12 protein-coding genes are annotated in these 14,109 nt (G+C 64.8%); 10 read left to right on the forward strand and 2 right to left on the reverse strand.

Going from position 1 to position 14,109, the window contains the following annotated elements:
- The first annotated feature begins 59 nt into the window (after nt 1–59).
- From betA to TP2_RS01155, 3 genes are all read left to right on the forward strand, one after another.
- Entirely contained in the window at nt 60–1,715 is a 1,656-nt protein-coding gene (betA, locus tag TP2_RS01145) for a choline dehydrogenase (RefSeq protein ID WP_038072468.1), read from the forward strand.
- Nucleotides 1,716–1,965: 250 nt separating this feature from the next.
- Nucleotides 1,966–2,604 (forward strand): thermonuclease family protein, encoded by a 639-nt coding sequence (locus TP2_RS01150; protein WP_038072470.1) that lies wholly within the window; start codon nt 1,966–1,968, stop codon nt 2,602–2,604.
- Between the two features lie 71 nt (nt 2,605–2,675).
- Nucleotides 2,676–2,921, forward strand: a complete 246-nt coding sequence (locus TP2_RS01155; RefSeq protein WP_038072472.1) for an HP1242/YdcH family protein — start codon at nt 2,676–2,678, stop codon at nt 2,919–2,921.
- A 61-nt stretch (nt 2,922–2,982) separates the two neighbouring features.
- Here TP2_RS01155 and TP2_RS01160 read toward each other — a convergent pair whose 3' ends face one another.
- Nucleotides 2,983–4,377 carry a helix-turn-helix domain-containing protein gene (locus tag TP2_RS01160; protein WP_038072475.1) on the reverse strand — a complete coding sequence of 465 codons (1,395 nt, stop codon included), beginning with the start codon at nt 4,375–4,377 and terminating at the stop codon, nt 2,983–2,985.
- A 233-nt stretch (nt 4,378–4,610) separates the two neighbouring features.
- On the opposite strand from TP2_RS01160, the gene TP2_RS01165 reads away from it, so the two are divergent.
- The 5 genes from TP2_RS01165 to TP2_RS01190 all read left to right on the forward strand — a co-directional run bounded on the left by TP2_RS01165 (nt 4,611) and on the right by TP2_RS01190 (nt 10,280).
- Nucleotides 4,611–6,143: an acyl-CoA carboxylase subunit beta gene (locus tag TP2_RS01165; protein WP_038072477.1), complete on the forward strand. Its 1,533-nt coding sequence runs from the start codon at nt 4,611–4,613 to the stop codon at nt 6,141–6,143.
- Between the two features lie 8 nt (nt 6,144–6,151).
- Complete coding sequence (locus TP2_RS01170; protein ID WP_240473678.1) at nt 6,152–6,673, forward strand: DUF6497 family protein; 522 nt, start codon at nt 6,152–6,154, stop codon at nt 6,671–6,673.
- Between the two features lie 514 nt (nt 6,674–7,187).
- The gene (locus TP2_RS01180; RefSeq protein ID WP_038072480.1) at nt 7,188–7,580 is read left to right on the forward strand and encodes a hypothetical protein; all 393 of its coding nucleotides are present in this window, start codon (nt 7,188–7,190) and stop codon (nt 7,578–7,580) included.
- Between the two features lie 337 nt (nt 7,581–7,917).
- The gene (locus tag TP2_RS01185) at nt 7,918–8,124 is read left to right on the forward strand and encodes a hypothetical protein (RefSeq protein ID WP_038072482.1); all 207 of its coding nucleotides are present in this window, start codon (nt 7,918–7,920) and stop codon (nt 8,122–8,124) included.
- 152 nt (nt 8,125–8,276) lie between these two features.
- A complete protein-coding gene (locus tag TP2_RS01190) occupies nt 8,277–10,280 on the forward strand; it encodes an acetyl-CoA carboxylase biotin carboxylase subunit (RefSeq protein ID WP_038072484.1) in 2,004 nt (667 codons plus the stop codon).
- A gap of 95 nt (nt 10,281–10,375) precedes the next feature.
- On the opposite strand, the gene TP2_RS01195 is transcribed toward TP2_RS01190, so the two are convergent.
- A complete protein-coding gene (locus TP2_RS01195; RefSeq protein ID WP_038072486.1) occupies nt 10,376–10,867 on the reverse strand; it encodes a DUF4174 domain-containing protein in 492 nt (163 codons plus the stop codon).
- A 178-nt stretch (nt 10,868–11,045) separates the two neighbouring features.
- On the opposite strand from TP2_RS01195, the gene TP2_RS01200 reads away from it, so the two are divergent.
- Both TP2_RS01200 and scpA read left to right on the forward strand, forming a co-directional pair.
- The gene (locus TP2_RS01200) at nt 11,046–11,975 is read left to right on the forward strand and encodes a hypothetical protein (protein WP_051692096.1); all 930 of its coding nucleotides are present in this window, start codon (nt 11,046–11,048) and stop codon (nt 11,973–11,975) included.
- Complete coding sequence (scpA, locus tag TP2_RS01205; RefSeq protein WP_038072488.1) at nt 11,947–14,076, forward strand: methylmalonyl-CoA mutase; 2,130 nt, start codon at nt 11,947–11,949, stop codon at nt 14,074–14,076. Before TP2_RS01200 ends, scpA begins: the two co-directional genes overlap by 29 nt.
- Nucleotides 14,077–14,109 lie beyond the last annotated feature (33 nt).

A 14,109-nucleotide genomic window follows, 5' to 3' on the forward strand; every position in this document is an offset into this window, starting at 1 on the left:
GAGCGCCGGGGGGCTGTCTGCCCCCCGGACCCCCCGAAGATATTTGGATCAAGAAGAAGATGAGTGTTTCGGCTGAATTCGTGATCGTAGGGGCTGGCTCGGGTGGCTCGGCGCTGGCTTACCGGCTGGCCGAGGCGGGGCGCGAGGTGCTGGTGATCGAGCATGGCGGCTCGGATGCGGGGCCGTTCATCCAGATGCCGGGCGCGCTGAGCTATCCGATGAATATGGGGATTTACGACTGGGGGTTTCAGTCCGAACCCGAGGCGCATCTGGGCGGGCGTCGTCTGGCGACGCCGCGCGGCAAGGTGCTGGGCGGCTCGTCGAGCATCAACGGCATGGTCTATGTGCGCGGCCATGCGCGCGATTTCGACCATTGGGAAGAGAGCGGCGCGCGGGGCTGGTCCTATGCGGATGTGCTGCCGTATTTCAAGCGGATGGAGCATTGGCATGGCGGCGAGGCCAGCGAATGGCGCGGGGTCTCGGGGCCGCTGCATGTGACGCGCGGGCCGCGCTCCAATCCGCTCTTCGATGCCTTCGTCGCGGCGGGCAAGGCCGCGGGCTATCCGGTGACCGAGGATTACAACGGCGCGCAGCAGGAAGGTTTCGGGCCGATGGAGGCCACGATCTGGAGGGGGCGGCGCTGGTCGGCGGCCAATGCCTATCTGCGGCCTGCGCAAAAGAGCGGCAAGCTGAGGATCGTGCGGGCGCTGGCGCGCCGCGTGGTGTTCGAAGGCAAGCGGGCCGTGGGTGTCGAGGTCGAGCGCAAGGGACGGATCGAGGTGATCCGGGCGGGGCGCGAGGTCGTGCTGGCGGCGAGCTCGATCAACACGCCGAAGATGCTGATGCTCTCGGGTGTGGGCCCGGCCGCGCATCTGCGCGACCATGGTATCGAAGTGCTGGCGGACCGCCCCGGTGTGGGCAGCAATCTGCAGGATCATCTTGAGATCTATATGCAATTCGCCGCCAAGCAGCCGGTGACGCTGTTCAAATACTGGAACCTCTTGGGCAAGGCGCGGGTCGGGGCGGAGTGGCTTTTGACCAAGGGCGGGCTGGGCGCTTCGAACCAGTTCGAGAGCTGCGCGTTCATCCGCTCGGATGCCGGGATCGACTATCCGGATATCCAGTATCACTTCCTGCCGATCGCGGTGCGCTATGATGGCAAGGCCGCCGCCGAGGGGCACGGGTTCCAGGCGCATGTCGGGCCGATGCGCTCGAAATCGCGCGGCACGGTGCGGTTGCGCTCGGGCGATCCGGGCGACACGCCGGTGATCAAGTTCAACTACATGAGCCATCCCGACGACTGGGCCGAGTTCCGCAAATGCGTGCGGCTGACGCGGGAGATCTTTGCGCAAGAACCGATGGCGGCGCATGTGAAGCACGAGATCCAGCCCGGCGCTGCGGTCGAGAGCGATGCAGAGATCGACGCCTTTATCCGCGAACATGCCGAGAGCGCTTACCATCCCTGCGGCACCGCGCGGATGGGGGCAGCGGAGGATCCGGGCGCGGTGGTCGACCCGGAGGGCCGGGTGATCGGGGTCGAGGGGCTGCGGGTGGCCGACAGTTCGGTCTTCCCGCGCATCACCAATGGCAACCTGAACGCGCCCTCGATCATGGTGGGCGAGAAGATGGCCGATCATCTGCTGGACAAGGCGCCGCTGGCGCGGGAGAACCTGGAGCCCTGGTTGGCGCCGAACTGGCAGGTCGCGCAGCGGTAGGCGCTCTTCGCTTTGAATTGCGAGAAGAGGGCAGCGCCCGACCTCGGGTGGGCGCTGGCCTCGCGTCTGTGGTCTGCGCTTTGTCGTATCACGCTCATCCGGCGATGGTGCCCGCGATGTCGGTGCAAAAGCGCCCTCCCGGGGGGAGGTCGGGCGCTGCCCGGCACTGCCCTCCAATGCGGCCCTCCGGCGCTAACCTTAACCTACAAAATCTCTTGCCCGTTCCCGCTCTGTGCCCCATATCTGGGACATGTTAAGAATTTGTTCACTTCTCGTTCTGTTGGCGCTGCCCGCCGCAGCCTCCACGGTCACGGGCGTTCCGCGTGTGGTCGATGGCGATACGCTGGTGGTGCAGAACACGCGGGTGCGGCTCTTCGGGATCGACGCACCCGAGGCGAAGCAGCGATGCGAGACGGCGACGGGGGCGGCCTGGGCCTGCGGACAGGCGGCGACGGCGGCCTTGAGGGCGCTGGCGGGGCAGGGCGTGCGGTGCACGGGCAGCGAAGAGGATCGCTACGGGCGGCTCATCGCGGTGTGCCGGGCCGGGGGGCGCGATGTGAATGCCGAGATGGTCGCGCGCGGCGCGGCCTTCGCCTATCGGAAATACTCGCGCGACTACGTGGCGCAGGAGGAGCGCGCACGGCGCGCGGGGCTCGGGATCTGGCAGGGCGCGGCGGAACGGCCTGCGCAAGTCCGCGCCGAATCGAACGGGCAGGTGGCGCCGGGAACTTGCACGATCAAGGGTAACATTTCGTCGCGCGGGAAGCTCTATCACCTGCCCGGAACGCGCGCTTACGCGGCCACGCGGATCAGCACGGGCAAGGGCGAACGCTGGTTTTGCAGCGAAGCGGAAGCAAAAGCGGCGGGATGGCGCCGTGCGGGTGGCTGATTTGACCCGCATCAAGGCGAGTTGTGCCGGCGCGCGGTAAATTACCTTCGACAGCAAAGAAAGGGAGCAAGATGGCCAACACGCCGCACACGCTGCAAGAAGAATTCCCCACGCAACTTGAGCAGATTCACGAGCTGAAAATCGCGAATGCCCATTTTGCAAAACTGCTTGAGGAGTATGACGCACTCAATACCCGTGTGCATTTGGCAGAGACCAATGTCGAACCGATGGAGGCGCTCGCCGAGACCGAGCTGCGCAAGCAGCGTGCCGCGATCAAGGATGAGATCGCGCGGATGCTGAGTACCGCCGCCGTCTGAGTGATGTACGAGTGAGGGACGCTGGTGGAACGCCCCGGAGTTGAGGCTCCGGGGCGTTTTCTTATGCAATATCGTAAGGCAGAAGGCCGCGGTGATCGGGGTCGACCCGCAAGCGGCGTTCAAGCGGCGGGACGGAACGCTGGTGGCACTCCTTGCGCTCGCAGATCCGGCAGGAAATGCCGATCGGCTGGTAGGCGCGCGGGTTGCCGAGTTCCATGTCGTCGGCATAGACGAGGCCCTTGGCGTGGCTCACCTCGCAGCCCAGGCAGATCGCGTAGCGCCGCACCGGGGCGGTGAAGCTGCCGCCGGATTTTGACACGTCGCGGGCAAGGCAGAGGTAGCGGACGCCATCGGGGGTCTCGGCCAGTTGGCGGAGGAATTTCGTTGGTGTTTCAAAGGCCTGGTGGACATTCCAGAGCGGGCAGGCGCCGCCGAAACGCGCGAATTGCAGGCGCGTGGCGGAGTGGCGCTTGGTGATCGTGCCGGCCTGATCGACACGGACGAAGAAGAAGGGGATGCCTTTCGCTCCGGGGCGTTGCAGGGTGGAAAGCCGGTGGGCGACCTGCTCGGTCGAGGCGGTGAAGATGTCGCAAAGCCGTTCGAGGTCGTGGCGGGTTTCCTGCGCGGCTTCGAGGAAAGGCCGGTAAGGCAGGAGCGCCGCCCCCGCGAAATAGTTGGCCAGTCCGATCTTGGCGATGGCGCGGGCGGTGTCGGACTGGAAGCGGGCGAGGTCGAGCGTGGCCTCGAGCAGGTCGTTTTGGGTCAGCAACGCGACCTGATGGAGGAGCTGGAAGGCCTGTGTCGGGCGGCCCGCATGGGCGTTGATCAGCAGGCGATTGCCGTCGCGCTCGCGCAGCTGCGAAATGTCGGAAAACTGAACGTCGATGCCCCGCTTCGCGAGGGTGTCGATCGCATGAGGAATGGGGTCCAAGCGTTTGCCATCACGGCAGGAATAATGCTCGGCTGCGCGATCCACGGCATCGATGTAATTGTCGCAATAGTGAAAGAAGTCGCGGACCTCTTCCCAAGGGCTGACGACGGTTTGCGCGCCCTCGCGGCCAAGCGCTTCGTCGAGCGAGGCGAGGCGTTCATGGGTCTGGCGATAGGCACGGTGCAATTCGAGGAAGGACCGGGCAAGGGCGGGCGCGTTCGAGGCCGCGAGGCGCAGATCGGCGAGCGGCGGCGCGCCATCGGCGAAGATCGGATCGGCCAGCGCCTCGCGCATGTCCGAGACCAGTCGTTCGGCATCGCCTGCCGACAGTTCGGTCACGTCGAGGCCAAATTCGCCCGCGAGCGCGAGGACCACCTGCGCCGAGACCGGGCGGTGGTTGTTTTCCATCTGGTTGAGATAGGGCAGGGAGACGCCGAGCCGTTCGGCGAAAGCTTTCTGGGTCAGCCCGAGTCGTGTGCGAGTCTCGCGGAGCTTCACCCCGGCATAGAGTTTCTGAGTCGCCATCCGCCCCTCCCTTTGCAAATAGTTTGATAGCTTTGCAAAAGCTCGTCGTCAATTTCGCACGCCCGAACCGCCACGCGATCCGGCCAATCGCTCTTGAGCAGGTGCATCACGTTTGTTCGCAGTTATGCAATTCGCTGTGCGCGCCTTGCCAATTATTTGCAAATTTTCTCGAATCCCCTTTGTAAGATTGTTGCGTCTGGCATAGGGTGCCCGAAAATATTCGGAGGACCCTCATGAGAGACATCCTGAACGAGCTGGAGCATCGTCGCGCCGAAGCCCGCCTTGGTGGCGGTGCGAAACGGATCGAGGCGCAGCACAAGAAGGGCAAGCTGACCGCGCGCGAGCGCATCGAGTTGCTGCTGGACGAGGGCTCTTTCGAAGAGTTCGACATGTTCAAGACCCATCGCTGCACCGATTTCGGGATGGAAGAAAGCAAGCCTTACGGTGACGGCGTCGTCACCGGCTGGGGCACCGTGAACGGCCGTATGGTCTATGTCTTCTCGCAGGACTTCACCGTGTTCGGCGGCTCGCTGTCGGAAACCCATGCCGAGAAGATCTGCAAGATCATGGATATGGCGGTGCAGAACGGCGCCCCGGTGATCGGCATCAACGATTCGGGCGGTGCGCGGATCCAGGAAGGCGTGGCCTCTCTCGCAGGCTATGCCGACGTGTTCCAGCGCAACATCATGGCCTCGGGCGTGGTGCCGCAGATCTCGCTGATCATGGGGCCCTGTGCGGGTGGTGCGGTTTACTCGCCCGCGATGACCGACTTCATCTTCATGGTGAAGGACACGTCCTACATGTTCGTGACCGGTCCCGACGTGGTGAAGACCGTGACCAACGAGGTCGTCACCGCCGAGGAACTGGGCGGCGCGTCCACCCACACCAAGAAAAGCTCGGTCGCCGATGGTGCCTATGAGAACGATGTCGAGGCGCTGTTCGAGACCCGCCGCCTGATCGACTTCTTGCCGCTGTCGAACCGTGAAAAGGCGCCGGTGCGTCCCTTCTTCGACGAGGTGGACCGGATCGAGGCCTCGCTCGACACGCTGATCCCGTCGAACCCGAATACCCCCTACGATATGAAGGAACTGATCCTGAAGATCGCGGATGAGGGTGATTTCTTCGAGATCCAGAAGGATTACGCGGGCAATATCATCACCGGCTTCATCCGTCTGGAAGGTCAGACCGTGGGCGTGGTGGCGAACCAGCCGATGGTGCTGGCGGGCTGTCTGGATATCGACTCGAGCCGCAAGGCCGCGCGCTTCGTGCGCTTCTGCGATGCGTTCGAAATCCCGATCCTCACGCTCGTGGATGTGCCCGGCTTCCTGCCCGGCACGAGCCAGGAGTATAACGGCGTCATCAAGCACGGTGCGAAACTGCTCTTCGCTTACGGCGAGGCGACCGTGCCGAAGGTCACGGTGATCACCCGCAAGGCCTATGGCGGTGCTTACGACGTTATGTCGTCCAAGCACCTGCGCGGCGATTTCAACTATGCGTGGCCGACCGCCGAGATCGCGGTGATGGGTGCCAAGGGCGCGGTCGAGATCCTCTACCGTTCGGAACTGGGCGACCCCGAGAAGATCGCGGCGCGCACGAAGAACTACGAGGACCGTTTCGCGAACCCGTTCGTGGCGGCCGAGAAGGGCTTCATCGACGAGGTGATCCAGCCGCGCTCGACGCGCCGCCGGGTGGCCCGCGCCTTTGCGGCGCTGCGCTCGAAGAAGCTGTCCAACCCGTGGAAGAAGCACGACAACATCCCGCTCTGAGGAGGCGAATGGAGCCGAAGCGCGCGACCTTGAACGGCATTGCCGGTCTTCTGGCCGGGGTGGTTCTGGCGTGCTTGGCATCGGGCTCCGTCTCGGCGCAGGAGCTGCGCGAGGTCGATCCGGTTCCCGATTACGGGTTGCTGATGCATCCCGACGATCTGGAGCCGGGAGACGGTCCGGAGGGGACGCAAGGCACCGCGATCCCGGTGCCGTCGGGGCAGAAGATCTGGTGGGTCGATGTGATCCACACGGCCGCGGGGCCGGACGGTCTGACCTACCGGTTCCGCTTCCTGGCGCCGCAGATCGGAGGGCTGAGCCCGCTCTCGCCGGAGATCGCGCTGGGAGACATCGAGGCGCTGTGCAACGGCTGGGTCGCGCCACGACTGGCCAGCCCTGCGCCCGAGCCGGAACAGGTGATCGTGAGCCTCTCGGATCGGGTGGTCGCGTTCGGAGAAGCCGCTCCCGAGGCGGTGCAATATTTCGACAGTTTCTCGGTCGAGGACGGGAAATGCGTATGGGAGTTCTACTGATGGCGCAGAGCCGCACAGATCACGCAGCAGGCGCGAATGCGTCGGCCGTGGTGTCGCGCGCCATCGCGAGCGTCTCGACGCTCACGGCGAAATCGCGCTTCCGTGATCGCGCTTTGCGGGCTAACCTGTGGTTCGGGAACGGGAATCCTCCCCTCCCGGAACTTGAGGGCGCGCAAGGGTCCGGTTTTGGTCCCGCGGCGTCCTTGGACAGGAGAACGACATGTCGAAAGCTCTCATCGCGCTGGCTCTCGTTGCCTTCGTCGCAGCTTGTGCGCCCAAGCCCGAGCCCGCGGCACCGGTTACCGCTGAGCCGGTCTACACCGGCAAGTACAAGTAATCCCAGCACGGGGCGAGGGCGTCTGCGCCTCGCCCCGGCTGACCCGATCCGCGCCCGGGCCGCGTGCCGCGGGGGGATTAAATCCCACGACAATTCATTGGCTTATGCGTTGATGCGCGATGCCGGGTGCATCGGCGCCCGCTGCCGTTTGCGCTGGGCCGCAGGGGAGAGCGCAACATGCTGAAGCATCGCGGGTTCCCGGGGCGTCTGCCCTCGACCGACTACCAGTTCACCATTCGCCGCGCGAACAAGAAGGGCGCGACGAAGATCATCCGCCGCGAGCGTTACGCCGACCGGGCGAGCGCGGATCGCAAGGCGGATGCGGGCTTCATGGCCGCGCTGTGGAACCATTTTGGCGAAGAGCCCTTCGAGCGGGGCAATCTCGATGCGGGCCGGATCAGCTGGCTGTTCGGGCGCGAAGTCGTGCCCGCCGAGGATCCGTTCGATCCCGAAAGCTACGACGCGCTGCTGCGTATCGACGTGAAGCGCGCGCAGGCCTCTTTCCCGGAGGTTTTCTCCGATCCTGACGCGTTTGAGTTCGATGATGACGAGGACGAGGATTGGGCATGAATCCGCTCGTGGCATACGCGTATTGGCAGCAAAGCGCCGACCCTCAGGGTTGCGGTGATTTCGCCTTTGCAATCCGTAAGCCGAGCGCCCAAGTTCATGGGGCGGGTCACACTGTCCCCTTTATTCGTGGCCCGCGTAAAATCCCTACCCCTTCCCTTTATCTGCGGCCTGATCTGATGGTCGGGCCGCAGACTTTTTCCTCTGCTCGGGCGGGGAATGAGCGGTGTGCTGCCGATGCGCGCGATGCGACGCTTTCGCGCGTCACTTTTGCGTTGGCTTTTCACGCGATCGCGATAAAAATCGGCGCAACGATAATCGCTCACGGAGGCAGTCTCTCATGCGCAAAACCCCGATCCTTCTTCTCGTCGCCGGCCTCGCTCTCGCGGGCTGCATGCAGACCGACGGCCAACGCGCCCTCGCCGGTGCGGCCGGCGGCGCGGTCATCGCGGATGCGACCGACAACAACATCGTCGCCGGTGCGGCCCTCGGCGCGCTCGCGGGCACCTATTGCGACGACGCCGGCGTCTGTTCGCCGAGCTACTGAGTTCGACCGCGCGGCTCTGACCGCGTCGATCACGAATGCGACCGTCATCGGGGCTGACTGCCCCGGTGGCGGTTTTTCTTTTGTCTCTCATCAAGAACACGACAAGCGGGGCGGGGGGATGCCCCTCCCGCGCCGGAAGGGAAGGACCTGACATGTTCAAGAAAATCCTGATCGCCAACCGCGGCGAGATCGCCTGCCGCGTCATCAAGTCGGCGCAGAAGATGGGCATCAAGACGGTCGCCGTCTATTCCGATGCCGATGCGCAGGCGCTGCATGTCCAGATGGCCGACGAGGCCGTCCATATCGGTCCGCCCCCCGCGAACCAATCCTACATCGTGATCGACAAGATCATGGACGCGATCCGTCAGACCGGTGCCGAAGCGGTCCACCCCGGCTACGGCTTCCTGTCGGAGAACATGAAATTCGCCGAAGCGCTCGAGAAAGAGGGCGTCGCCTTCATCGGCCCGCCCTCGGGCGCGATCGAGGCGATGGGCGACAAGATCACCTCGAAAAAGCTCGCCCAGGAAGCGGGCGTCTCGACCGTGCCCGGCTACATGGGGCTGATCGAGGATGCCGAGGAGGCGGTGAAGATCTCGGATCAGATCGGCTACCCGGTGATGATCAAGGCCTCCGCCGGTGGTGGCGGCAAGGGGATGCGGATCGCGTGGAATGCCGAAGAGGCACGCGAGGGCTTCCAGTCCTCGAAGAACGAGGCCGCGAACTCCTTCGGTGACGACCGTATCTTCATCGAGAAATTCGTCACGCAACCGCGCCACATCGAGATCCAGGTGCTGGCCGACAAGCACGGCAACTGCGTCTATCTGAACGAGCGGGAATGCTCGATCCAGCGCCGCAACCAGAAGGTCATCGAAGAGGCGCCCTCGCCCTTCCTCGACCCCGAGACCCGCAAGGCGATGGGTGAGCAGGCCGTGGCGCTGGCCAAGGCCGTGGATTACACCAGTGCGGGCACCGTGGAATTCATCGTCGATGGCGAGAAGAACTTCTACTTCCTCGAGATGAACACGCGTCTTCAGGTGGAACACCCCGTCACCGAGCTGATCACCGGCATCGACCTTGTCGAGCAGATGATCCGCGTGGCCGATGGCGAGAAGCTGCCCTTCGAACAAAAGGATATCGGCATCAATGGCTGGGCGATCGAGAGCCGCCTTTACGCCGAAGACCCCTATCGCAACTTCCTGCCCTCGATCGGCCGTCTGACCCGCTACCGCCCGCCGGTGGAGGGCAAGTCCTCCACGGGTGGTATCGTGCGCAACGATACCGGCGTCTATGAGGGCGGCGAGATCTCGATGTTCTACGACCCGATGATCGCCAAGCTCTGCACCTGGGCGCCGACCCGCGAGGAGGCGATCGAGGAGATGCGTCTCGCGCTCGACACGTTCGAGGTGGAAGGGATCGGCCACAACCTGCCGTTCTGCGCCGCTGTGATGGATCACGACCGCTTCGTGACCGGCAATATCACCACAGCCTTCATCGAAGAGGAATATCCCGAAGGCTTCGCGGGCGTGACGCTCTCGCAGCCGATGCTGCGCCGTGTTGCCGCCGCGACCGCCGCGATGGAGCGTGTGGCCGAGATCCGGCGCACGAAAATCTCGGGCACGCTGGGCAATCACGAGCGCATGGTTGGCAAGAACTGGGTCGTCTCGCTCCAGGACGAGAGCTTCCCGGTCACCGTCAATGCCGACAAGCAGGGCTCGACCATCGTCTTTGAGGATGGCGACGAGATGCGCGTCGAGAGCGACTGGACCCCGGGTGATGCGCTGGCGAAACTGACCGTCGATGGCGCGCCGCTGGTGCTCAAGGTCGGAAAGGTGCCGATGGGCTTCCGCATTCGCGTGCGTGGCGCCGATCTCAAGGTCCATGTCCAGACCCCGCGCCAGCACGAGCTTGCGCAACTGATGCCGGTGAAACTGCCGCCGGATACGTCGAAATTCCTGCTCTGCCCGATGCCGGGTCTGGTGGTGAAGATCAACGTGGCCGAGGGCGACGAGGTGCAGGAAGGTCAGGCGCTGGCCACCGTCGAGGCGATGAAGATGGAAAACATCCTGCGCGCCGAGAAGAAGGGCACCGTGAAGAAGGTCAACGCCGAGGCCGGTGCGAGCCTCAAGGTCGACGACATCATCATGGAGTTCGAATAAGTGGCACTTTCGCCGTGGCATAGGGGGGCCAGGAAACTGGTTCGTCCCGCCACGGCGGGGCTGGCGCGCGAGACTCGCGTGCCGGTTTTGGCGGATCAGAAGCCGCGCTGCTCGCGGATTTCCTCACGCCGGATCGGCATCTTGTCGATCGAGCGAATGATCTCGCGCGCGTCCCATGGGCGCGGTTTGCGCAGGTTGACCGTGCCGTCTTTCGCGATGATGACGAGCGAAAACCCGCGCGGGCGCAGTTTCGTGCGGATGGCGCTGGCGGGATCGGGCGTGGTGTCGGTAATGACGACCACGTCACGCGCGGCCAGTTCGGGCCAGCGCTCTTCGAGATATCGCATCTGCTCCTTGAAGGATGGGTCGAACGGGCTGTCTGCGAAGACGACGATGGGGCGTTTTTGCCAGACCAGAGCGGCCAGATCGGCCTCGGCTCCGTCGATCGGGGTAAATGCGGGCTCCTGCGCGATCCCTACATCGGGGGGCGTTTCGGAGGCGGGGTCTGCGCGCGTCTGCGCCCAGCCCGCCGCCAGCGGCGCGAGCGCAAGAAACGCAGCGATTCCAAGGGTCAGACGTGTGATCATTGGCTCCTCTCTCGCTTTCGATATAAGCAGCCCACGCCCGCCGCACCATGCCGGTTGGCGCGAATTTTTGCGAAATTCGACCTTTAAGCCTGTTGCAAGACCTCGCGGGGCAGACTGGCGCCCGAATGGCGGGGGCTGCGCGGGGCGCGGCGCCTGCCGCAAGGATCGGGGCAGGCTCATGGATGTCATCTTGCATATCGGCGCGCATCGCACCGGAACTACGGCGTTTCAGGCGTGGATGTTGCAGAATGCCGATGCGCTGGCCGGGGCGGGGATCGCCTATTGGGGGCCGGACCGGACGCGCGCGGGGCTGTTTTCCGGGCTGGTGCGGCGGCCCGATCTGGTCTCGCCCGCAGACGAGGCGGGGCTGGAGCGGCTGCGGATGCGGCTCGGTTTCGAGATCGACCGTCTGGCCGGGGCCGGGCTGCGCCATCTGGTGATCTCGGAGGAGAACCTTCTGGGCGCGATCCCGAATTGCGTGGAAATGCTGACGCTTTACCCGGATGCGCGCGGGCGGCTGGAGCGCGCGGGGCGCGCTTTGCGTCCCCATCTCAAAGGTGTCGCGCTTTCGATCCGGCGGCAGGATATGTGGTGGGCCTCGGCGCTGTCGGTGACCGTCGGGCGCGGGATGGCGGTGCCGCAGCGCCATGAGCAAGCGCGGCTGGCCGCCCATCCGCGCGGCTGGCGCGAGGTGACGGAGCAGGCGCAGGCCGCTTTCGACCTCCCGGTCACGGTCTGGAGCCATGAAGCGCTGGGCGGTGATCACGTGGCGCAGCTTGGCGCGATGCTTCCGGGCGCGGTGCTGCCCGCGGGGCTGTTCGAGCCGGGACGCAGGCTCAATGCCGCGCCGGGTCTGGGCGCGCTGCGCAAGCCGCTGGCCAAGGCGGGCCATGCGGTTCTGGGCTCGAACGGGCGCTGGATGCCCTTCACCCAGGGCGAGCGTGCGCAGCTGACCGCGCGCTACCTGGAGGATCTTTCCTGGCTGCGCGCCGCGCCGCCGGGTGTGAATTTCGTGGAAAGGACGGCCGGAGATGCGGGGGCTAACCCCGCCGCGGCGACAGTGGAAGAAGGACAAGGCCATGACGGACAAAAAAGAGGAATGGCGTAACCTCGCCGAGAAGGAACTGCGCGGCAGGCCGCTCGAGGATCTCAACTGGCAGACGCTGGAAGGGATCGAGGTCAAGCCGCTCTATACCGAAGAGGACACGGCCGGGCTCGATCACCTCGGCACGATGCCGGGGCTTGCGCCCTTCACCCGTGGCCCGCGCGCGACGATGTATGCGGGCCGCCCCTGGACGATCCGCCAATATGCGGGCTTCTCGACGGCCGAGGAATCGAACGCCTTCTATCGCAAGGCACTCGCCGCCGGGCAGCAGGGCGTGTCGGTGGCCTTCGACCTCGCGACGCACCGCGGTTACGACTCCGATCACCCGCGCGTCGTCGGCGATGTCGGCAAGGCGGGCGTGGCGATCGACAGCGTCGAGGACATGAAGATCCTGTTCGACGGCATTCCGCTCGACAAGGTCTCGGTCTCGATGACGATGAACGGCGCGGTGATCCCGGTGCTGGCGAACTTCATCGTGACCGGCGAAGAGCAGGGCCATGACCGCGCGGTTCTGTCGGGCACGATCCAGAACGACATCCTCAAGGAGTTCATGGTCCGCAACACCTATATCTATCCGCCCGAGCCCTCGATGCGGATCATCGCGGATATCATCGAATACACCTCGAACGAGATGCCGAAGTTCAACTCGATCTCGATCTCGGGCTACCACATGCAGGAAGCCGGCGCGAACCTCGTGCAGGAGCTGGCCTATACGCTCGCCGACGGGCGCGAATATGTGCGCACCGCGATCAAGGCGGGGATGGATGTCGACAAGTTCGCGGGCCGTCTGTCGTTCTTCTTCGCGATCGGGATGAACTTCTTCATGGAAGTCGCGAAGCTGCGCGCGGCGCGGATGCTCTGGCACCGCATCATGTCGGAGTTCGAGCCGAAGAAACCGGGCTCGATGATGCTGCGCACGCATTGCCAGACCTCGGGCGTGAGTTTGCAGGAGCAGGATCCCTATAACAACGTCGTGCGCACCGCTTACGAGGCGATGGCGGCGGCGCTGGGCGGCACCCAGTCGCTGCATACCAATGCGCTTGATGAGGCGATTGCGCTGCCCACCGAATTCTCGGCCCGGATCGCGCGCAACACGCAGCTGATCTTGCAGGAAGAGACCGGGATCACCAATGTCGTCGATCCGCTCGCGGGCTCCTACTACATCGAGAAACTCACCGCCGATCTCGCCGAGAAGGCCTGGGAGCTGATCGAGGAGGTCGAGGAGATGGGTGGCATGACCAAGGCCGTCGCCTCGGGGATGCCGAAACTGCGGATCGAGGAATCCGCGGCGCGCCGTCAGGCGATGATCGACCGTGGCGAAGAGGTGATCGTGGGGGTGAACAAGTATCGCCTCGCGAAGGAAGACCCGATCGACATTCTCGACATCGACAACGTGAAGGTGCGCGAGGCGCAGATCGCGCGGCTCGAGAAGATGCGCGCGACCCGCGACGAGGCGGTCTGTCAGGCGGCGCTTGAAGAACTGACGCGGCGTGCGTCCGAGGGAGGCAACCTGCTCGAGGCGGCGGTGGAAGCTGCGCGCGCCCGGGCCTCTGTGGGAGAAATCTCAATGGCGATGGAAAAGGTGTTCGGCCGTCACCGGGCCGAGGTGAAGACGCTCGCCGGTGTCTATGGCGCGGCTTATGACGGCGATGAGGGCTTTGCGCAGATCCAGAAGGATGTGGAAACCTTTGCCGAGGAAGAAGGCCGCCGCCCGCGCATGCTGGTGGTGAAGATGGGCCAGGACGGGCATGATCGCGGCGCCAAGGTGATCGCGACGGCCTTCGCCGATATCGGCTTCGACGTCGATGTGGGCCCGCTGTTCCAGACCCCCGAGGAAGCCGCGCAGGATGCGATCGACAACGATGTGCATGTGGTCGGGATTTCCTCGCAGGCCGCCGGTCACAAGACGCTGGCGCCGAAGCTGATCGAGGCGCTCAAGGAGAAGGGCGCCGAGGATATCATCGTGATCTGTGGCGGCGTGATCCCGCAGCAGGATTACGATTTCCTCAAGAAAGCCGGGGTGAAGGCGATTTTCGGGCCGGGCACCAATATCCCGCTCGCCGCGCGCGAGATCCTCGACATCGTGCGCCAGGCGCGCAGCTGATGGCGCCGGGGGGCTGTCTGCCCCCCGGACCCC

This window comes from Thioclava pacifica DSM 10166, from assembly GCF_000714535.1.
Taxonomy (GTDB): Bacteria; Pseudomonadota; Alphaproteobacteria; order Rhodobacterales; family Rhodobacteraceae; genus Thioclava; species Thioclava pacifica.